This window comes from Pseudomonas fontis (genome assembly GCF_028656955.1).
GTDB lineage: Bacteria > Pseudomonadota > Gammaproteobacteria > Pseudomonadales > Pseudomonadaceae > Aquipseudomonas > Aquipseudomonas fontis.
Window position 1 is genome coordinate 43,891 of sequence record NZ_JAMDGY010000020.1, and the last position, 20,055, is coordinate 63,945.

General features: G+C 62.9%; 15 protein-coding genes and 1 other RNA gene. 9 read left to right on the plus strand and 7 right to left on the minus strand.

All coding sequences use genetic code 11. From position 1 onward, the window contains the following. The first annotated feature begins 8 nt into the window (after positions 1-8). The 7 genes from M5G11_RS07525 to M5G11_RS07555 are packed head-to-tail and all read left to right on the plus strand — an operon-like array spanning position 9 to position 7,253. On the plus strand, positions 9-1,004 hold the full coding sequence (locus M5G11_RS07525) for an alginate O-acetyltransferase AlgX-related protein (RefSeq protein WP_273911132.1): 996 nt from the start codon (positions 9-11) through the stop codon (positions 1,002-1,004). A 3-nt stretch (positions 1,005-1,007) separates the two neighbouring features. Next, complete coding sequence (locus M5G11_RS07530; RefSeq protein ID WP_273911131.1) at positions 1,008-2,129, plus strand: alginate O-acetyltransferase AlgX-related protein; 1,122 nt, start codon at positions 1,008-1,010, stop codon at positions 2,127-2,129. Next, entirely contained in the window at positions 2,119-3,699 is a 1,581-nt protein-coding gene (locus M5G11_RS07535) for an MBOAT family O-acyltransferase (protein WP_273911130.1), read from the plus strand. Before M5G11_RS07530 ends, M5G11_RS07535 begins: the two co-directional genes overlap by 11 nt. A 21-nt stretch (positions 3,700-3,720) precedes the next feature. Further along, entirely contained in the window at positions 3,721-3,960 is a 240-nt protein-coding gene (locus M5G11_RS07540; RefSeq protein ID WP_273911129.1) for an acyl carrier protein, read from the plus strand. A gap of 26 nt (positions 3,961-3,986) precedes the next feature. Then, positions 3,987-5,459, plus strand: coding sequence for an AMP-binding protein (locus M5G11_RS07545; protein ID WP_273911128.1), 1,473 nt, complete (start codon positions 3,987-3,989; stop codon positions 5,457-5,459). Beyond that, entirely contained in the window at positions 5,456-6,118 is a 663-nt protein-coding gene (locus tag M5G11_RS07550; protein ID WP_273911127.1) for an alginate O-acetyltransferase AlgF, read from the plus strand. Before M5G11_RS07545 ends, M5G11_RS07550 begins: the two co-directional genes overlap by 4 nt. Positions 6,119-6,125: 7 nt before the next feature. Beyond that, positions 6,126-7,253, plus strand: a complete 1,128-nt coding sequence (locus M5G11_RS07555) for an acyl-CoA dehydrogenase family protein (protein WP_273911126.1) — start codon at positions 6,126-6,128, stop codon at positions 7,251-7,253. 3 nt (positions 7,254-7,256) lie between these two features. On the opposite strand, the gene M5G11_RS07560 is transcribed toward M5G11_RS07555, so the two are convergent. Next, complete coding sequence (locus tag M5G11_RS07560; RefSeq protein WP_337994921.1) at positions 7,257-8,249, minus strand: DUF4434 domain-containing protein; 993 nt, start codon at positions 8,247-8,249, stop codon at positions 7,257-7,259. An 897-nt stretch (positions 8,250-9,146) separates the two neighbouring features. On the opposite strand from M5G11_RS07560, the gene M5G11_RS07565 reads away from it, so the two are divergent. Together M5G11_RS07565 and M5G11_RS07570 are read left to right on the plus strand one after the other, a co-directional pair. Continuing rightward, entirely contained in the window at positions 9,147-9,956 is an 810-nt protein-coding gene (locus M5G11_RS07565; protein ID WP_273911125.1) for a hypothetical protein, read from the plus strand. 97 nt (positions 9,957-10,053) lie between these two features. Beyond that, positions 10,054-10,542: a hypothetical protein gene (locus M5G11_RS07570; RefSeq protein WP_273911124.1), complete on the plus strand. Its 489-nt coding sequence runs from the start codon at positions 10,054-10,056 to the stop codon at positions 10,540-10,542. Positions 10,543-10,684: 142 nt separating this feature from the next. On the opposite strand, the gene ffs is transcribed toward M5G11_RS07570, so the two are convergent. From ffs to M5G11_RS07600, 6 genes are all read right to left on the minus strand, one after another. Then, an RNA gene (gene ffs, locus M5G11_RS07575) (signal recognition particle sRNA small type) lies at positions 10,685-10,781 on the minus strand. A gap of 96 nt (positions 10,782-10,877) precedes the next feature. Further along, entirely contained in the window at positions 10,878-12,035 is a 1,158-nt protein-coding gene (locus M5G11_RS07580; RefSeq protein ID WP_273911123.1) for a zinc-binding metallopeptidase family protein, read from the minus strand. 59 nt (positions 12,036-12,094) lie between these two features. Then, complete coding sequence (ligA, locus tag M5G11_RS07585) at positions 12,095-14,449, minus strand: NAD-dependent DNA ligase LigA (protein ID WP_273911122.1); 2,355 nt, start codon at positions 14,447-14,449, stop codon at positions 12,095-12,097. 149 nt (positions 14,450-14,598) lie between these two features. Further along, a complete protein-coding gene (gene zipA, locus M5G11_RS07590) occupies positions 14,599-15,468 on the minus strand; it encodes a cell division protein ZipA (protein ID WP_273911121.1) in 870 nt (289 codons plus the stop codon). A 214-nt stretch (positions 15,469-15,682) separates the two neighbouring features. Further along, entirely contained in the window at positions 15,683-19,171 is a 3,489-nt protein-coding gene (smc, locus tag M5G11_RS07595) for a chromosome segregation protein SMC (protein ID WP_273911120.1), read from the minus strand. Between the two features lie 2 nt (positions 19,172-19,173). Beyond that, positions 19,174-19,833, minus strand: a complete 660-nt coding sequence (locus tag M5G11_RS07600) for a GntR family transcriptional regulator (RefSeq protein ID WP_273911119.1) — start codon at positions 19,831-19,833, stop codon at positions 19,174-19,176. Positions 19,834-20,055 lie beyond the last annotated feature (222 nt).

Consider the following 20,055-nt stretch of genomic DNA (forward strand, 5'->3'; position numbering starts at 1 on the left):
CTTTCACCATGACCTTATCAACCCTGTTTGTACCGACCTTCAAGCGCCTGGGCACGGCCTTGCTGATCGCCTCGCTGGGCTTGTCGTTCACGGCCGCGCAGGCCGACGATTCGTCGATCGTGATCCGCGGCAACGACGGCTGGCTGTTCCCGGGTTGGGGCAGCCTGACCGAGGTCGACAGCCGCGGCATCGAGGCTTCCACCCAACTGATCAAGGATGCCCAGCAGGCACTGGCCGCGCGCCAAGTGCAGCTGCAAGTGCTGGTGCTGCCGGACAAGACCCTGTTCTACCAGGACAAGCTGCCAGCCGGCAAAAGCCTCAGCCCGCAGGTGCAGCAACGCTACCAGACAATCCTCGGTTCGCTGCGCAAGGCCGGCATCCCGGCGTTCGACGATGCCGCCGTACTCGCCCAGGTGAAGAAGGCCGGGCAAGAAGTGTTCTACCGCACCGACCAGCACTGGACCCAGCCGGCCGCCGACGCCACCGCCGTGGCCACCGCCGAGCAGATCAAGCGCGACGTACCGTCGCTCAAGGGCACTGCCGGCAGCGGCATGACGCTGGGCAGCGAGTTCAAGGAACGCCGTTTCGGCGACCTGGCCGAACGCTTCCTCACCCCTGAGCAACGCAAGCAGACCGGCCGCGAAACCTTTACCGTGCGCCGCCAGGCCGCAGCCGGCGGCCTGCTCGATGCCGCTCCGGCACCTGTCCACGTGACCGGGCACAGCATGGTGCAGCCGTACTTCGGCTACCCGCAAAAACTCTCCAACGCCCTGGACCGCCCGGTATCGGTGAACTGGAAGCCAGGCAACGTCGGCCAGTGGATCATGCTGCTGGAATACCTCGAGTCGGCCGACTTCAAGCAGAACCCGCCGCAGGTGCTGGTGTGGCAGATGTTCGAGCCAACCTACGCCCAGGGCCCGCAAGCCACCGGCCTGTGGGACAACGCCTCGATCATGAGCGCAGACGCCTGGCGCACACGCCTGCGCAACGCCATCGGACACTGATCGATGGCCAACGTGGAACAGCCGCCCAGCCCGTCGCACCGCACCTACGCCGCCGTGGTGATCGCCCTGTTGCTGATCGCCCAGGCGTGCGGTGTGTGGATGCTGCTGCGCTCGAAGGTCGAACCGGCGCAGCTCAAGCCTGAAGCGTGGCTCGATGGCCAGGCTGGCAAGGTGCTGGGCGCGGCCCTGCAACCGGCGCTGCAAGGCGACGCCGACACCCTCAGCGCAGCGCTGCGTTATCGCCTGTTTGGCGACCTCGGTACGCAGGTGGTGCAGGGTTGCCCGGGCTGGCTGTTCTACCGCGACGGCTTGCGCGCCCAGCCGGGCGTGCACGGTGCCTACGAGGCGCGCCTGCGCCTGATGCAGCATTGGGTCGAGGCGCTGCGTGGCGATGGCCTGCAAGTGTTGCTGGTAGCGGTGCCGGACAAGTCGCGCATTCAGGGCCAGGCCCTGTGTGGCCTGCAACAGAGCGCGCAGCTGAGTGCCCGGCTTGACCACTGGCAGGCCGCGCTGCGCCAGGCCAACGTGCCTTACGTCGACCTTGCGCCGGTGCTGGCCCAGGGCGAGGCGCCGCGCTTCTTCCACACCGATGTGCACATGACGGCGGTCGGCGCACAGGCGGCGGCCGCTGCCGTCGCCAGCCGCGCGCTGGAGCTATTGGGCGGCAAAGGCAGCCAAGCCTATAGCGAATCTGCGCCTGGCCCGGTTGAGCCGCGCCTGGGTGACCTGATCAGCCTCGCCGGCCTCGAACATGCGCCCGCTGCCTGGCGCCCGGCGCTGGACACTGCCGCCCCGGTGCAGATCGAACCGATCCGCAGCGGCGGCCTGCTGGACGACACCCCCGCCGTGCAAGTGCTGCTCGCCGGCAGCTCCAACGGTCGACGCAGTGAATTCGCCGAACGCCTGGGCCGTAACCTCGGCCAGCAGGTATGGAACCAGAGCCTGGATGGCGGGCAGTTCTCCGGTGCACTGGTCGGCGCATTGAACAAGCGCGAACGCTGGCCTGCCACGCTCAAGCTGGTGATCTGGGAGTTCTCCGAAATGGCCCTGTCCCTGCCGCTGACCGCCGACGAACAGGCCGTGCTGGCCACGCTCCCTGACAAGCAGGCCGACCATGCTCTTTAACTCCTATCTGTTCCTGCTGCTGTTCCTGCCGCTGACCCTGGCGGCGCATTACCTGATCGCGGCCACCAGCCTGCGCCTGGCGGCCGTGTGGCTGTGCGTCACCTCGCTGGTGTTCTATGGCTGGTGGAACCCGCAGTTCGTACTGTTGCTGGTGGGCTCGATTGCCTTCAACTACGTGATCAGCCAGATCATCCTCAACCTGTCCGGGCGCGCACGCCTGCAGTTGCTGGTGGCCACCTTAGGGGTGGCGGCAGACCTGGCGCTGCTGTTCCACTACAAGTACTTCGTGACCCTGGTGAACTTTGCCCACGACTGGGGCCTGGGCAGCGGCCGGGTGGACGATATCCTGCTGCCGCTGGGCATCTCGTTCTTCACCTTCACCCAGATCGGCTACCTGCTGGACTGCCGCGCCGGCATCGTCAAGGAGCGCAGCCTGCTCAGCTATGTGCTGTTCGTGACCTTCTTCCCGCACCTGATCGCCGGGCCGATCCTGCATCACAAGGAAATGATGCCGCAGTTCGCCCAGCGCGATAACTACCGCTTCCGCGCGGAAAACCTCAGTGTCGGCGGCATGCTGTTCGTCATCGGCCTGGCGAAGAAAGTGCTGCTGGCCGACCCGATCGCCGGCTACGCCGATGCCGGCTTCGCGCAACCCGGTGAGCTGGGCTTCTGGGCGGCCTGGGGAACCGGCATCGCCTATGCGCTGCAACTGTACTTCGACTTCTCCGGCTACTCGGACATGGCCTTGGGCCTGGCGAAGATGTTCGGTATCCGCTTCCCGCTGAACTTCAACTCGCCATACAAGGCCAGCAGCATCATCGACTTCTGGGCGCGCTGGCACATTACCCTGACCCGCTACCTGACCGCCTACCTCTATTACCCGGTGGCCATGGCCGTGTCCAACTGGCGCAGCAAACGCAACCTGCCGGTGGGCACCCAGGGCGTGTCGAGCCCGGGCGGGTTCGCCGCCACCATCATGCTGCCGACCGCCTTCACCATGGGCCTGGCCGGTATCTGGCACGGCGCCGGGTTGCAGTTCCTGATCTTCGGCCTGCTGCATGCCGCGTACCTGTCGATCAACCATACCTGGCGCATCTTCGTGGTCGGCCGCACGGCCGGTGCCAAGCAGCAGCCGCACTGGCTGAAAAAAGCCGGCTATGTGCTGCTGACGTTCGCGGCAGTGATCGTCGCCCAGGCGTTCTTCCGCGCGGCGAATACCCAGGAAGCGCTGCTGCTGGTCGAAGGCATGTTCGGCTTGCGCGGCCTGGGCCCGCTGCCGACCATCCTCTACCCGGCCGACATAGCCTGGGCCGACGCCTGGCGCCTGTTCATGGGCCGCCACCTGGAAACCTTCCATGTGCTGGCCGTGCTTGCCGTGGCCTGGTGCCTGCCCAACTCGCACCAGATAATGGGCGCGTTTTCGCCAGCACTGGCACGGGCACAACTGACCGGCCCGGCGCTGCTGCGCTGGGCACCGACATTGAAATGGCTGGTGATCATGGTGCTGCTGTTGCTGCTGTGCCTGATGAACCTGCACAAGGAAGCGCGCTTCCTCTACTTCCAGTTCTGACCTATTACCGGAGCAACTACCGTGAGCAATCAAGCCCTCAAAAACAAGCTGGCCGAGATCATCGAAAGCGTCATCCTCACCCCCGTCGGCGAAGATGACCTGCTGATCGAGTCCGGCCTGATCGACTCGTTGACCGCCGTCGATATCGTACTGGCCGTGCAGCGAGAGTTCGGCTGCAAAGTGCCGCCGACCGAGATCGACGAGCACCTGGAATCGCTGAAAGCCTTGGCCGACTTCGTCGCGGCTCATCAGGCCGCCTGAGGCCACCGTTTGCCGAGGTAATCGCCATGTATTTCGATTTTGCCCACGCCACCTTTGCCGACCTCGATCAAGCCCCCGAGGCCCCGGCCCTGCGCGATGCCCAACGCCAGATCAGCTGGGCCGCGCTGCGTGATGCCACGGCAGCGTGGAAGCTGCGCGCACAGGCTGCTGGCATCAGCGCAGGTGACGCGCTGGTGATCAGCGGGCACAAGCAGATCGAATTCGTCGTGGCGATGCTCGGCTGCCTGGAACTGGGCGTGGCCTATGTGCCGGTGGACAGCATCAACCCGGCAGAGCGCCTGCAGCGCATCACCGACCTGGTACGCGCCCGCTGCTGCTACGACGCCGCGCAGGACGCCTTCAGCGCAGGTGCGGCGTCGCCCGAGCCGCTGGCCGAGGCAGACCTGGCCTATGTCATGTTCACCTCCGGCAGCACCGGCGAGCCGAAAGGCGTGCAGATCGGCCGCGACAGCGTGGCCTTGTTCGCCGGCTGGATTGGCGATTGCCTGGGCCTGGGCGAACGCCCGGTGTTCATGAACCAGATGCTGTTCAGCTTCGACTTCTCGCTGTTCGACCTGTGCGGCGCCTTGGCCCTGGGTGGGCAATGCGTACTGTGCCCGCGCGAGACCATCGCCGCCCCTGACGATTTTGTCCGCTACCTGGCCGACAGCCGCGTCCAGGTCTGGGCCTCGACCCCCTCGTTCGTCCGCCAGCAGTTCCTCAACGACACCTTCGACCAGGCCCACCTGCCTGACCTGCGGGTATTCGTGTTCGGCGCCGAGTCGCTGTCGGCGCAGATGGCCGAGCAGTTGTGGGCGCGCTTCCCCGAGGCGCGCATCATCAACTCCTACGGCCCGACCGAAGCCACCTGCTCGACCACCTGGGTAGAGATCCTGCCGCCACTGGACGGCAGCGCGCGCCCGCTGTCCATCGGCCGCGCCAAGCCGTATGCCGAGCTGTTTCTTGAGGACGGCGAGCTGTGCATCGCCGGCGACCATGTCATGCGCGGCTACCTGAACCGCCCGGACCTGACCGCGCAGAGCCTGTTCCTGCACAACGGCAAACGCGCCTACCGCAGCGGCGACCTGGCCGCAATCGACGCCGATGGCCTGGTGTACTTCCATGGCCGGCGCGACGACCAGATCAAGCTGCATGGCTACCGTATCGAGCTGGGCGAAGTGGACGCCGCGCTGGCCAGCCTGCCGGGTATCCGCGCGGCGGCAAGCGTGGCGCTGCGCCGACCGGACGGCACCCTGGTGCGCATGATCGGCTTTGTCGAAACAGCAAATTCGCTGCCCCCCGCTATCCTTGGTCCGCTACCGGCCAGCCTTGCCGACTGGAAACAGCAGTTGGCAACCCAGGTGCCGAGCTACATGATTCCGTCGGAACTGCTCGCCTGCGGGCTGTTCCCCACCACCGCATCCGATAAGATCGATCGCAAGCGCCTGGAAGCGCTGTATTTCGACGCGCGCAAACAGCGCACCAAGGAGACTGCATGAAACCCACCCCAATCCTGCGTGCCGCCCTGTTGCTGGGGGCCTGCCTGTCTGGCGGCGCCCAGGCCGAAGGCGTCCTGGCGCAACTCTATGCGCCGCGCCCACCGGCCGGCTCGGCCTTTGTGCGGGTGCTGAACCCGGATGCAAAACCGATCAAGGTGCAGGTTGCCGACGGCAGCGTGCAGACCCTTGGCCCGTCGAAAGTGGCCAGCAGCTACGCCATCGTCAAAGGCGGCGAGAGCTTTGCCATCAGCGTGAATGGCCAACCCATCGGCCAGCTCAGCGTGGTGCCGGACAGCTTCAACACGGTGCTGGCCCAGGCTGACAAACTGGTGCTGATCAAGGAAGGCGCGAGCAACGAGGATGCACTCAAGGCCGAGCTGCGCTTCTACAACCTGGCCAGCGGTTGCGCCCTGGGCCAGCTGAAAGTCGCCGCCGACGGCCCGGTGCTGTTCGCTGACGTAAAACCGGCCAGCACCGTTGCCCGTTCGATCAACCCGGTCACCGCCTCGCTCAGTGCCGGCTGCGGCACTGCACAAGCCAAGGCATGGCCGTTGCCGCAGTTGCAGCCGGGCGATCACTACGTGCTGTTCCTGACCGGCAGCGCGGCCAAGCCCGTGTTGCGCGGCGAGATGAGCCGCACCGATACCTACACTCAATAGGCCCGCCATGCGCACGATCTTCCGCGACGACCACCTGCTGTTTCGCGATCAGGTACAGCGCTTCATCAGCGAACGCATCCTGCCGCACTACGAGGCATGGGAAGCGGCCGGCACAACGCCGCGCGAGTTGTGGCGTGAAGCCGGTGCGCAGGGCCTGTTGAACTCGGCCTTGCCGGCGCCCTATGGCGCGGACGGTGACTTCGGCCATGCCGTGGTGGTGATCGAGGAACTGGCGCGGGCCAACTGCCTGGGGATCGGCTTCTCGATCCATTCGGACATGGTCGCGCCGTACATCCTCGGGCTTGGCAGTGACGCGCAAAAGGCCCGCTGGCTGCCGGCCATGGCCAGTGGCGAGGTGATCGGCGCCATCGCCATGACCGAGCCGGGGGCTGGCAGCGATCTCAAGGCGATCCGCACCCGTGCCGTGCGCGATGGCGATCACTATGTACTGAGCGGGCAGAAAACCTTCATCACCAACGGCGTGAACGCCGGGCTGGTGATCGTGGTTGCCAGCACCGAGCCCGACCTCGGTGCCCGGGGCTTGTCGCTGTTCTGCGTCGAGGAAGGCCTGGCCGGGTTCAACAAGGGCCCGGCGCTCCGTAAAGTCGGCCAGCATGCGCAGGACACTTGCGAGCTGTTCTTCGATGACGTGCGGGTGCCAGCCGACTGCCTGCTGGGTGAAGAGAATGCCGGCTTTGAATACCTGGGCCGTGAGCTGTCCCGCGAGCGCCTGGCGATTGCCTTGCGCGCGGCGGCGCACACCGAGGGCATGCTGGCACAGGCCAAGGACTACACCCGTGGGCGCAAGGTGTTCGGCAAGCGGGTCATCGACTTCCAGAACAGCCGCTTCATCCTGGCCGATGCCCAGGCGAAGCTGACCATGTTGCGGGTGTTCCTCGATGACTGCGTGCGCCAGTTGATTGCAGGCGAGCTGGACCCGGTGGTTGCCGCCATGGCCAAGCTCAATGCTACCGAGATGCAGGGGCAGATCCTTGATGACCTGCTTCAGCTGTTTGGTGGCTATGGCTACACCAGTGAGTACGGCATCGGCCGGGCCTGGGCCGATGCGCGGGCGTTGCGCATCTTTGGTGGAACCAGCGAGATCATGCGCGAGATCATCGGGCGTGCGCTCTAGGCCCTAGCCTCGCGACTTCAGCCATTCGCGGCGCAGGCTCTTGGCTTGCGGGTCGCTGCCCAGCGCCCAGGGGTCGACGGCGAAGGCCACGACCTGATCGGCGCCGGTGGTCTCGGCCCATTCCAGCTGGCGATTGACGCGTCGGTAGTCGGCGGAGCGGGCCTTGAAGTCGGTGCCGTCGTTCTTCTCCGAGGGCAGTTGCTCGAACAGCTCGACCACCACATCGAACTTCACCTGGCGTTGGCGCAGGTAAAGCAGCAGCGGTTCGATCGCCTGAATATTTGGCCAACCGGCCACCCCTACCCCGTCCTGGACCATGGGCCGCAGTTGTGTGCGGTCGAGCAGGGTTTGCCAGAGCTGGACCAGCGTGCCTTGGGTTTCCAGCTTGCTGAAGTAGGTGGAGATTGCCGGGGTGCCGTGGCCGGCCTGTTGCGAGGCTTCGGACAGCGCCGCGAGCCAGTCGCCGAGGCGTTGCTGGCGGGCGGTGTCGGCCCAGTGGTACTGCTCGAGTTCGTAGGGGATGTACCAGCCGCTGAAGCGCTTGTGCCGGGACCAGCGGGCCTCCTGCATGTAGCGGGTTGCGCCTTGCAGCGAGCGGGTGAAGAAGGCGGCCTGGGTGGGTTCGTCCTGGGCCGAGAGGGCCTGCCACCAGCCGTTGTCGTAGGGCAGGCCGATGCGTACGTGCATGCCTTGTTCGTCGGCGGTGTCGAGGATGGTTTGCATCACGGCGTCGGGCAGTAGCCAGTCGGGTTCATTGCCGTTGATCAGGCCTACCCATTGCAGGAGCACTTCCTTGCAGCCGAGTTCGCGCATGGCGGCCATGCGTTCGGTCCATTGCTGGCGGCTGAGTTGGAAGTGGCTTTTCCACAGCTGGAGGAAGGTTGCGTCGATGCGTGGGTGGCGGCTGCAACCGGGGAGGCTGGCCAGGAGGGCCAGGGCGGGTACGGCTGCGGCGAAGCGCAGGAGTTGTCGACGGTTGGGGTTGATCGGTTTCAGGGGAAGTCCTCAAACAAATAATCGCGAAGCCGTTGGCTTTGGCTTTGGCTTTGGCTTTGGCTTTGGCTTTGGCTTTGGCTTTGATCTTAGCTTTAGATCTTTGTGCGCGACCGTTCAAACAACTCGGACTTCCGGCCCCCCAGGAGGCTGAGTGGAGCCCACGCGTAGTGGGGTGAGGGCCATGGATGGCCCGAAAGCGCCGATGGGCCAGGGACGGCCCTTCGGCGCGGCCCCACGGAGCGTGGGCGGAAGGAAGGAACCCGGAGCGAAGCGCAGGGCCGGATGATGGGCCGGGGCGTTTTGGTTACTGTTGTGCCTTTCAAAAGTGACCCGCTGTAAGAGCGGAAGGGGCCTATGGAGGCGCCATTGCAAATGGATAAGCTCACACAATCACGATGGCGCTCAGCCCGGTGAACATATCCATTGACGATGGCGACGCCAACCCCCCATTCCGCCCTTATGGCGGGTCACTTTTGTCGGGGCAAAAGTAACCAAAACCCCTCGTCCCAGCATACGGCCCTACGCTTCGCTCCGGGTTCCCTCCCTCCGCACCTGCTCCGTGGGGCCGCGCCGACGGGCCGTCCCTGGCCCATCGGCGCTTGCGGGCCATCCATGGCCCTTACCCCACTCCGCAGGCGCTCCACTCGGCCTCCTGAAGGGACGATCCGCGTTGCCTGAACTATTGCGTACGAAAATCAAAAGCTAGAGCTAGAGCTAGAGCTGAAAGCTAAAACAGATGCACAGCAGCTTACCTCGCTCCCTGACCGGGATCGATAGGTAGAACTACATTTAGCTCTCGGGGTTGCCAGTCCGTAGCACAGCCAGTCAAATCGTTTATATTCCAATCGACAGCAATGCCTAGCTGAAAGACGCTGTTCTTCCAGAGGGATATGACAGATGGCAAAGAAACACAAAGGTGCGCCTGAGATTCCACGTGACGACTATGTTTACGGCCACGCCTCAAAGAAGACCTCACAACTCACTATCACAGTTGACCCATCCGGTCGCATCTTCATCCCTGAGCTTGACCCTTCAAGCATTCGTCGCCAGATAACGCATGCCAGGAAGAACAAGGACGACAAAGTGCTGTATTCAGCACCGGCTGATGACTTTGGAGTGTCTCTCAACCCCATTGAGCATCTGAAGACAAAGTTTGACTTCATGCTAGCGGTAGATACCAACACGATACGAGATGCTAACGGACCAGTACGATTTAATGGCTACACCGCTAGTGCATGTACGGTCGTAGTGATCAGTGAGCCGTTGCAGGAGTGGGGCACGGAAATCCAAATTAAGCCGCTGGCATCCTACCTCATTCTGGATTCCGGCGATGACATAAAGACCGAGCCACTGGGCTGGCATCTAGCTCTAACCAGACACACCGATACCCCCTTCCTACAATCAAAGCGCGTGGGAATGGTTGTAGACAGTGAACTGGGCAAGCACATAGACATCAATGCTCGCAGACTACCGTACTACGCGGATCATTTGCTGCCAAACAACACAGCACTGGTATACGCCTCAAGTGACAAAGCCGAAATGTTTGCCAATAAGATGCTTAAATACTGCGATAACCTCGCCGGGCAGTTGCTAGAGCGGTTTGAAAAAATCGGTATAGGTGCGGCGCTCAAGGCGTCAACGTTTCAACTCGGCAGCGCAAGATGCTTTGCCATTTGTCACGTTCGGAAGCCGCTAGTAAAAACTTGAAAATGCAGCTTAAAGCCATCAGGCAAGTATCGGCTGTAGCGATGCCATTCTCCCCCTGCCGCTCGCTTAGTAACCGCCACACAAGGAAGAAGTTGTAATGGAAATCGGTGAAATCATCAGCACGGTCGGCCTTCTAGTCCCCGCTACGGTTGCCGCTGGCGGCTGGCTCTGGCAACGCTGGCAGGAACGCACAAGCGTACGTGTAGCTATCGTGGCCGAGGTACTGGCACTGAGGAAAATCGCCGAGGAGCGAAACTACCTTTCTGGACTGTTCGAGATGGCGGAGGCGCTACGTGGAATACCGGAAGAACAGCGCCCACCAGCATCATTGCAGGTACGAATCCCGGAGCACTATTGCAGAGTTTACCTCGCCAACCTCGGGAAACTGGGCTACCTCTCACCGGAAGACGCCCAATTGGTAGTCAGCTTCTACCAGTACATTGACAGTGTTGTACAAGACGTAACGGCAGGCGGAATACTTTACGAAGGGACCAATGACCCAGACGCGTTCTCAGAAGCAGCAAATATACTCAAATTCGCACTAGACGCTTCGAAGAAGCTTGCTGACAGACATGCGAAGTGCTGACTAGCGTCGATGGCGGACTGAAAATAAGCAAGGTAATACCGGCAGCACAGTGCACCACTTAGGTGTACTACGGCACTGGTCCACTTAAAGATTTTTGACGCGAAAACTCTTTTAAAATCAAGAGTTTAGAGAATGGAGGCAACCCCACCAGCCACACCCCGGCACACAATGTTCCCGCTGTGGCTGCTCCCTTCCGGGCCTGACCAGGTTAACGGGTAATCGTTGCGGAGGGACCGATGGGGTCACCATAACGACGCTCGCCTGGCAGCGAGCGGGGCCATTGTACCGGTCTGACGCCAAGATACAACCTCAAACCAAGAAAAAACCAACCTAGCTCAAGGACTTGAGCCATCCCCCTGCCCCGCCCCCTGCACCACCAGATGAATAAAGTGCAGCTTCGCCACCACCGGCGCACTCAGCACGAAGGGGTAAAAATCCGCCTGCCCCATGCTGCACGACAGCTCATTGAGCATCGCCGACAACTCCACCCAGGCATTCACGAACGCCAGAAACCCCACCGCCCCCGGATGCTCCGGCCGGTACAGGCTACCCTGCACGAACGGCGGAAAATCCAGGTCCATCGCCGACGCATCCATCCCCAAGGCCAACGCCGTGTCCACCGCATCGGTCATGTGCAGGTAATGCGCCCAGCTTTCCGCCCAATCCTCCCAAGGGTGCATGGTCGCGTAGGCACTCACATGCGCCATCGCCCAATCGACCGGCGCACCCTGCTGGTAATGCCGCTGCAGCGCCTCAGCATAACTGCTGCGTTCATCACCGAACAGCTGACGGAACGCCTCAAGCCACCCCGTATTAGCTACCAACCGATCCCAGTAGTAATGCCCCACCTCATGCCGCAAATGCCCAAGCAAAGTCCGGTACGGCTCATGCAACTGCACACGCATCTGCTCGCGCCAGTCGTCATCGGCCTCGCGGATATCCAGGGTGATCAGGCCATGAAAGTGGCCCGTGGTCGGCGCATTGCCCGCCAGGTCGATGCCGATGAAGTTGAACGCCAACCCCTCGCCATCCGCCGTGGCCTTGGGCTGCACCGGCAAACCAAGGCTGAGCAACTGGGCAATCAGGCGCCGCTTGGCCGTCTCCACCTTGCGCCAGCGCAATGGGTTCTCGGCGATGGAAAGATCAGGAATGGTCCAGTTCAACCGGCAAGCCAGGCAAAACGCCTGGGGGTCATCCGCCGCCAGCAACCAGTTGCAGGCCGCCGGCGTATCAAGGTTGGCGCAACGCTTGAGCGCGCCCGCCTCGGGCTCGCCATCCAGCCACCACTCACCGGCATGCGGCCCCGGCAACAAGGTGCCGACCCGGTGGCTGTCCGGCCAATAGCCCAGTGAAGAATGACAAGCCAGGCACTGGCTGTTGCGAAAGAACACCGACTGCCCGCACTGGCAAGGCCACACCCGGCTGCTGCGCCGCTCACGCCCGGCGAAAGGCGCGGCAAGGCGCGCCACAAGCTGCTCGAACAATCGGTACATGATGGTTACTCCTGGCTGCTGCCAAGACTAGACCATCCACGCCCCGCTTCGTTGCCGGGTTATACCTCGATGCCATGGGTGGCGAGGAAGTCGACGAAGGCGTCTTCGTCCAGCACCTTCACCCCCAGCTCGGTGGCCTTGGCCAACTTGGAGCCAGCACCAGGGCCCGCGACCACGCAGTAGGTCTTGGCGGAAACCGAACCTGCCACCTTGGCACCCAGGCCTTCCAGCTTTTCCTTGGCGATGTCGCGGTTCATACGCTCCAGCGAACCGGTCAGGACCCAGGTCTGCCCAGCCAGCGGCAAGCCTTCAGCGACTTTCTTCTCGCTCTCCCAATGCATGCCGAACTCACGCAACTGCGCCTCGACTGCCCGCGCCAGCTGCTGGTTGGCTTCATCACGGAAGAACTCGCGCACCGCATCCGCCTGCTTGGTGCTCAGGGCCTGACGCAGGTCGATGCCGTCCGCCTCGATGATCTTGTCCAACGTGCCCAGCTTGGCCACCAGCTTTTCGGCACCGGTCGGGCCGACCGAGCTGATGTCGAGCTTCGCAATCAAGCCGGCCAGGGTGGTGCTGGCGGCAAACTCGGCGCCCAGCTCACCCTCTTCCTGCAACTGCATGCCACGTTCAAGCAACTGCGCGATGACGGTGCGGTTGTGCTCGTCTTCAAAGAAGTTGTGGATCTCGTGGGCGACTTCCAGACCAATATCCGGCAGGTAGGTCAGCACCTGCGGCAAGGCGACCTGCACCCGCTGCAAGGACCCGAGCGAACGCGCCAATACCTTGGCCGTTTCTTCACCCACGTCCGGAATGCCCAGGGCATAGATGAACCGCGCCAGGCTCGGCCGCTTGCTGTCGTCGATGGCCTTGAGCAGCTTGTTGCTGGAAACTTCGGCAAAGCCTTCCAGGTCGACGATCTGCTCGAAGGTCAGGCGATACAGGTCGGCTGGCGAGGTAATCAAGCCCTCGTCCACCAACTGCTCGACGCTCTTCTCGCCCAGGCCTTCGATGTCCATGGCGCGCCGCGACACGTAATGAATGATCGCCTGCTTGAGTTGCGCCGCACAGGCCAGGCGGCCGACGCAGCGGTACACCGCGCCCTCGCTGACGGTTTCCTTGCCCTTGCTGCGCTTGACCAACAAGGTGCGATCAACCTGCGAGCCGCACACCGGGCACTGTGTTGGAATATGCACCGGCCGCGCATCGTCCGGGCGACGTTCGAGCACCACCTGCATCACCTGCGGGATCACGTCGCCGGCACGACGAATGATCACCGTGTCGCCGATCATCACGCCCAATCGGGCGACCTCGTCCATGTTGTGCAGGGTGGCGTTGGCCACGGTAACCCCCGCCACCTTGACCGGCTTGAGCCGCGCCACTGGCGTGACCGCCCCGGTACGGCCCACCTGGAACTCGACGTCGAGCACCTCGGTCAGCTCTTCCATGGCCGGGAACTTGTGGGCGATGGCCCAGCGCGGCTCGCGGGCACGGAAGCCCAGCTCACGCTGGGAGGCCAGGTTGTTGACCTTGAACACCACACCGTCGATCTCGTACGGCAGCTCGTTGCGCCGCTCACCGATATCGCGGTAGTAGGCCAGGCACTCATCGATGCCAGCGGCGTGCTTGAGCTCGCGACTGATCGGCATACCCCAGGTCTTCAGGGTTTCGAGAATGCCGATATGGGTGTCGGCGATCTGCTCGGACACCTGCCCCAGGCCGTAGCAGCAGAACTCCAGCGGACGGCTGGCGGTGATCTTCGAATCCAGCTGGCGCAGGCTACCCGCTGCCGCATTGCGCGGGTTGGCAAAGGTCTTGCCGCCAACTGCCGCCTGGGCCTCGTTGAGCCGCTCGAAACCGGCCTTGCTCATGAACACTTCGCCCCGCACTTCCAGCACCGCTGGCCAGCCAGTGCCCTGCAGCTTGAGCGGGATATTGCGCACGGTGCGCACGTTGACACTGATGTCCTCGCCGGTGGTGCCGTCGCCACGGGTGGCGCCCTGCACCAACTGGCCGTCGCGGTACAGCAGGCTGACCGCCAGGCCATCGAGCTTGGGTTCGCAGCTGTAGTCGACCGCCGAGCCACCGCCGAACAGGTCGCCGGCCGGCAGGTCCAGGCCTTCCACGACGCGGCGGTCGAACTCACGCAGGTCGGTCTCCTCGAAGGCGTTACCCAGGCTGAGCATCGGCACTTCGTGACGCACCTGGGTAAAGGCCGACAGCGCGGCCCCGCCGACCCGCTGGGTTGGCGAGTCTTCGCTTACCAGTTCCGGATGCTCGGCTTCCAGCGCTTGCAGCTCACGGAACAGCCGGTCGTACTCGGCGTCCGGAACGCTCGGCTCATCAAGGACGTAATAACGGTAGTTGTGCTGGTCGAGTTCGGCGCGCAGTTCAAGGATGCGGGTTTCGGCGGTCATGGCGGTAATCTCTTGCAAAGCAAAAGAGCAGCCTTGGCTGCTCTTGCGTGTATTTCTTCCATCGATAGTGTCTTCATCGCCGGCAAGGCCGGCTCCCACAGTGTCCAGGCAGCGATAACCTGTGGGAGCCGGCCTTGCCGGCGATGCTGTTAACGCTTCTGGGTCAACGCCCGGCGTTCAAATTCAACAATCCGCTGACGGTAATGCTCGATCGTCTGCGCAGTCATCACGCTGCGCTGGTCATCCTTCAACTCGCCGTTGAGTTCAGCCGCCAGCTTGCGCGCCGCCGCCACCATCACATCGAAGGCCTGCTTCGGATGACGCGGGCCCGGCAGGCCCAGGAAGAAGCTCACCGCGCGGGTGCTGAAGTGGTCGATATCGTCCAGGTCAAATACCCCAGGCTTCACCGCGTTCGCCATCGAGAACAACACTTCACCGTTGCCAGCCATGCTCTCGTGACGGTGGAAGATGTCCATCTCGCCGAAGCGCAGGCCACTTTCCAGAATGTTCTGCAACAGCGCCGGGCCCTTGAAGCCGCTCTCGTCGCGGGAGATGACACTGATCACCAGCACTTCCTCAACCGGCGGCAGGTCCTTGCCTTCGCTGGTGCCAAAGCCTGTGGTTTTCGGGCTCTCGTCCGGGAAGTCATCGTCGGCATTGCCGAACAGGTCCGGCTCACGTGGCTCGGCCGCAAGGTTCAAGTCACCCTGCTGTGGCTCGCCGCCACGCTTGTTGCGCTTGCCCTTGCCCACCTTGGGTTCACGTTGCTCACGCAGCGGCACGCTCATCGATGGCAGGTCATGCTCATCAAGTTGCGGCTCCTTGTGGTTGTCCAACACGCGCGGCGGGCCCAGTACCTCGGCGCCGCCCTCTTCGTCCTGCTGGTTGGACAGATTGCGATCCAGACGGAATTTCAACTTGCCCTTGCCGCCGCGCATCCGGCGCCAGCCGTCAAAAAGAATACCGGCAATGACAATAATGCCGATGACGATCAGCCACTCGCGCAGACCGATTTCCATGTAATCCCGTGCCTCTGTAAAAAATGCTGAAAAATAAAGGGTTTAAACCCCTTTAAAACGTGGCGCCAACTCTATGTTCTGACAGGCGTTTTACCCACGCATAGATAAATTGACATTAAGCTAGCACGACCAAAGATAACTTTACACCGTCTGTCGCAACTGACACGGCCATTTGCTGCAAGTTCGTGCGTTAGATCCCCTTTCGAGGCTGGATTCAGGCCTCGACCATGGCCATCGCCTCCTCCACATCCACCGCCACAAGGCGAGAGCAGCCTGGCTCGTGCATCGTCACCCCCATCAACTGGTCAGCCATTTCCATGGCGATCTTGTTGTGGGTGATATAAATGAACTGGACCGTCTGGCTCATCTCTTTCACCAACCGCGCATAGCGACCCACGTTGGCGTCGTCCAACGGCGCATCGACTTCGTCGAGCATGCAGAACGGCGCCGGGTTCAATTTGAAGATGGCAAATACCAGGGCCAGGGCAGTCAGCGCTTTTTCACCGCCCGAGAGCAAATGAATGGTGCTGTTCTTCTTGCCCGGAGGCCGCGCCATGATCGACACCCCTGTATCGAGTAAATCTTCGCCCGTCAGTTCCAGATAAGCGCTGCCGCCACCGAAAACTTTTGGGAAAAGTGCCTGTAATCCGGCATTTATCTGATCAAAGGTATCTTTGAAACGGTTACGGGTTTCCTTGTCGATCTTGCGAATGACGTTTTCCAGGGTCTCCAGGGCCTCGACCAGGTCGGCATTCTGAGCGTCCAGGTAGCGCTTGCGCTCGGACTGCTGCTGGTACTCGTCGATGGCCGCCAGGTTGATCGCGCCCAGGCGCTGGATCCGCGCATCGATGCGCTCCAGCTCAAGTTCGGCTTCCTGCTCGCTGGCGCCCTCGACCAGGGTGGCCAGCACGCCATCCAGGTCATAGCCGTCGGCGTGCAGTTGTTCCTGCAGGGTCTTGCGGCGCACGCTGAGCCCCTGCCATTCCATGCGGTGCTGCTCCAGCTGGCTGCGTAACAGCTGCGATTGCTGCTCGGCCTGGCTGCGGCGTTTTTCCGCCTCACGCAGCTCGCGGTCGGCCTCGTCCATGTGCAGGCGGGCCTGACGCATTTCCTCGTCGACGCTCATGCGCTTTTCCAGCAGCTCTTCGAGCTTCATGCGCAGCTCTTCCAGCGGCGCCTCGCCCTCTTCCAGGTTGAGGCTGAGCTGTTCGCGTTTTTCCGTCAGGCGCTCGGACTGCTGCTCAAGGCGCTCCAGGGCCTGGCGGGTGGAATCATGCTGGGCGCGCAAGGATCCCAGGCGCACGGCCAACTGGTGCGAGTGGTCCTTGTGCTGGCGCGCCTCCTGGCGCACGCGGTCGAGCCGCTCACGCAGGTTGTCGCGCTGGGCCAGCAGCAGCTCGCGTTGCTCGGTGTCGTGGGCCATCAGGTCCAGTGCTTCCTGCAATTGCAGGCGCGACTCACCGAGGTTTTCGTGTTCGATGGCGCGCTGCTCAAGCATCTCCGCCAGTTCTTCTTCCAAACGCTGGCGACGCAAGGTCAACTGCTCGGCGCGGGCCTTGCCGGCAGACAAACGCGCCTTGAGCTCACCCTGCTGGCGCGCTTCATCCTGGGTACGCCGGCGCAGTTGCTCACGGCCATCTTCCAGCTCGCGCTGCTGTTCACGCAGGCTGAGCAACTGCTCATCGAGCAGTTCCTGGCTGGCTTCCAGCTCCAGTCGCTCCAGGCCAAGCTGCTCCAGCTCCTGACCACGCGCCAGCACGCCGCCCTGCGCATCGCCAGCCCGGCTTACCCGCAGGAAGTGCCGGCCAACCCAGTAGCCATCACGACTGATCAGGCTCTCGCCATCCGCCAACTGCGCGCGCAATGCCAAGGCCGCTTCCAGCGACTCCACCGGCTTGACCTTGCCAAGCCACGGCGCCAGGTCGATCTTGCCCTGGACCTTGTCGAGCAGGCTGCCGGCAATGCGCGGGGCGTTGCTTGAAGCATCCAGCAAGCGCAACTCACCCTGGGTGAAGTCGCTCAGGTCGAGGCCGCCCAGGTCATCCACCAGCACTGCTTGCAGGTCGGCGCCCAGCACGGTTTCCACCGCCAGTTCCCAACCCGCGTCCACCCGCAGCCCTTCAGCCAGGCGTGGGCGCTGCTCAAGCCCCTGCTCACGCAACCACTGCGCCGTACCGGCACCCGGGTCGAGTGCGGCTTGTTGCAAAGCTTCCAGCGAGGCCAGGCGACCGCCCAGGCGCTGCAACTCACCTTGCGCCTGCTGCTGGGCCTGGGTGGCGTGCTGCAGCTGCTCGCGCAATGCGTCCAGGCGCTCGCCCGCCTGCAATTCTTCGACTTGCAGGTCTTCAAGCAGCAATTCGCTGCTGGCCAACTGTTCACTCAACTCAAGGATCGCAGCGTCTTCCGGATCAGCGCTGAGCTGGTCACGTTCTTCGCCCAGCTTGCGCTGACGCTCGGACACCCGCTCCAGGCTTTGCTCCAACTGCTGGATCCGCGACTGCTGCACCTCGGCCTGCCGACGCGGTTCGGCGGAGCGGGTATTGAAGGTGTCCCACTGCTCCTGCCAGCCGTGCATGGTGCCTTCGGCTTCTTCCAGCGTAGCGGCAGCTTCTTCGGCGGCCGCGAGGGTCGTTTCCTGCTCGGGCTCAAGCATCTGCAGCTCTTCGCCCAGGGTTGCCAGCAAGGTGCGGTCGTGGCCCAGGTGCGACTCGGTCTCCAGGCGCGAACGCTCGGCCTCCTTGAAGTCGTCCTGCAACTGACGCAGGCGCTGCTGGCCATGCTGGATGTTCTGCTCGACCCGGGCGATATCGCCACCCACCGAATAGAAGCGCCCCTGCACCAGATTGAAGCGCTCTGACAGTTCATGGTGCCCGTCACGCAGCCGCTCGATGCTCGCATCGGCGTTGCGCTGTTCGGCCACCAGGGCTTCGAAGGCCACTTCCTGGTCGCCGATGATCGCTTCGCGCTGGCCGACCTGGTCGTGCAACGCCTGCCAGCGCAGGGCTGCCAGTTGCGCCTTGAGCTGGCGCTCCTCGGCTTTGTATTCCTTGTATTTCTCTGCTGCCTGGGCCTGGCGGTGCAGGCGTTCGAGCTGCCGCTCCAGCTCTTCGCGCAGGTCGGTCAGGCGCTCAAGATTCTCGTGGGTGCGGCGGATGCGGTTCTCGGTTTCCCGGCGGCGCTCCTTGTACTTGGAGATCCCGGCCGCTTCCTCGATGAAATTGCGCAGCTCTTCAGGCTTGGCCTCGATCAGCTTGGAGATCATCCCCTGCTCGATGATCGAATAGCTGCGCGGGCCCAAGCCGGTGCCGAGGAAGATATCGGTGATATCCCGGCGCCGGCACTTGGTGCCGTTGAGGTAATAGGTGTTTTGCGCGTCGCGGGTCACCTTGCGCCGGATCGAGATCTCGGCGTAGGCGGCGTATTCGCCCACCAGGGTGCTGTCGCTGTTGTCGAACACCAGCTCGATGCTCGCCTGGCTGACCGGCTTGCGGCTGGTGGAGCCGTTGAAGATGACGTCGGTCATCGACTCGCCACGCAGGTTTTTAGCCGAACTTTCGCCCATCACCCAGCGCACGGCGTCGATGATGTTGGATTTGCCGCAGCCATTGGGGCCGACCACGGCCGCCATGTTGCTGGGGAAATTGACGGTGGTCGGGTCGACGAACGACTTGAACCCCGCCAGGCGAATGCACTTGAGGCGCATGCTTAGTCGGTCACCAGGGCGCCCAGCACCACCAGGCAGCTGCGCTCGCAGTAGGCGGTGAGCACCTGGCGAATACGCGGCTGGTCATTGGCCACTACGGCTGCGAGCAGGTTGGCGAACAACTCGAGAAACTCGTTCATCTCGGCCTTGCGCTGGTCCAGCGCAAAGTAATAGTTGCGGCTCATCGCCGGCTGCAGGTTCTCGACGGTCTCTTGCAGGTACGGGTTATCGGCGAACGGATAGGCTGCCCGCATGACCGCGAAGCTGTCTTCGACAAAGGCGCGGATGTCCTGGCGTTCGCAGGCTGCTTGCAGGCGCTGCTGGATCTCGAGGAATGGCAGCAGGTCGGCATCGCTGCGCCGGCCAGCGGCCACGGCATTGCCCAGCAGGATGTACAGCTCGCTCATCAGGGTGCAAAGGCTGCGCACGTTGTGCTCGTTGAGCTCGGTCACGTGGGCACCGCGACGCGGCAGGATGGTCACCAGGTGGCGGCGTTCGAGGATCAGCAGGGCTTCGCGCACTGAACCACGGCTGACATTGAGCGCCTGGGTAACCTTCTGCTCCTGGATCCGCTCGGCAGGCTTGAGCTCACCGCGGATGATCCGTTCGGCCAGGTAATGGGCAATTTGCTCGGAGAGGCTGTCCGGCGCCTTGAACGTCATGGTTTTCCTTCAAAATCATTGAACTGTGCACAAGCGCGGATTGTAGCGCACTTGCCCTACAGCCGCGCAGTGGCTGTGTGCCAGAAGTTGGCACGATTGCAGCTATTCAATCGAGGTGCACCACGCGATCTATGCTTTAGGAAGAGGTTGTCACTGAGGCCGGCGTCTATATGTACAAATACTTGACCCTTAGGTCAGAAAATCATTGACCGAAAAGTCAGG

Coding starts and splice junctions, on each gene's coding strand:
- M5G11_RS07530 (WP_273911131.1), top strand. CDS start 1,008: ATGGCCAACGTGGAACAGCCGCCCAGCCCGTCGCACCGCACCTACGCC.
- M5G11_RS07565 (WP_273911125.1), top strand. CDS start 9,147: ATGGCAAAGAAACACAAAGGTGCGCCTGAGATTCCACGTGACGACTAT.
- M5G11_RS07555 (WP_273911126.1), top strand. CDS start 6,126: ATGCGCACGATCTTCCGCGACGACCACCTGCTGTTTCGCGATCAGGTA.
- zipA (WP_273911121.1), bottom strand. CDS start 15,468: ATGGAAATCGGTCTGCGCGAGTGGCTGATCGTCATCGGCATTATTGTC.
- smc (WP_273911120.1), bottom strand. CDS start 19,171: ATGCGCCTCAAGTGCATTCGCCTGGCGGGGTTCAAGTCGTTCGTCGAC.
- ligA (WP_273911122.1), bottom strand. CDS start 14,449: ATGACCGCCGAAACCCGCATCCTTGAACTGCGCGCCGAACTCGACCAG.
- M5G11_RS07535 (WP_273911130.1), top strand. CDS start 2,119: ATGCTCTTTAACTCCTATCTGTTCCTGCTGCTGTTCCTGCCGCTGACC.
- M5G11_RS07550 (WP_273911127.1), top strand. CDS start 5,456: ATGAAACCCACCCCAATCCTGCGTGCCGCCCTGTTGCTGGGGGCCTGC.
- M5G11_RS07525 (WP_273911132.1), top strand. CDS start 9: ATGACCTTATCAACCCTGTTTGTACCGACCTTCAAGCGCCTGGGCACG.
- M5G11_RS07600 (WP_273911119.1), bottom strand. CDS start 19,833: ATGACGTTCAAGGCGCCGGACAGCCTCTCCGAGCAAATTGCCCATTAC.
- M5G11_RS07580 (WP_273911123.1), bottom strand. CDS start 12,035: ATGTACCGATTGTTCGAGCAGCTTGTGGCGCGCCTTGCCGCGCCTTTC.
- M5G11_RS07570 (WP_273911124.1), top strand. CDS start 10,054: ATGGAAATCGGTGAAATCATCAGCACGGTCGGCCTTCTAGTCCCCGCT.
- M5G11_RS07545 (WP_273911128.1), top strand. CDS start 3,987: ATGTATTTCGATTTTGCCCACGCCACCTTTGCCGACCTCGATCAAGCC.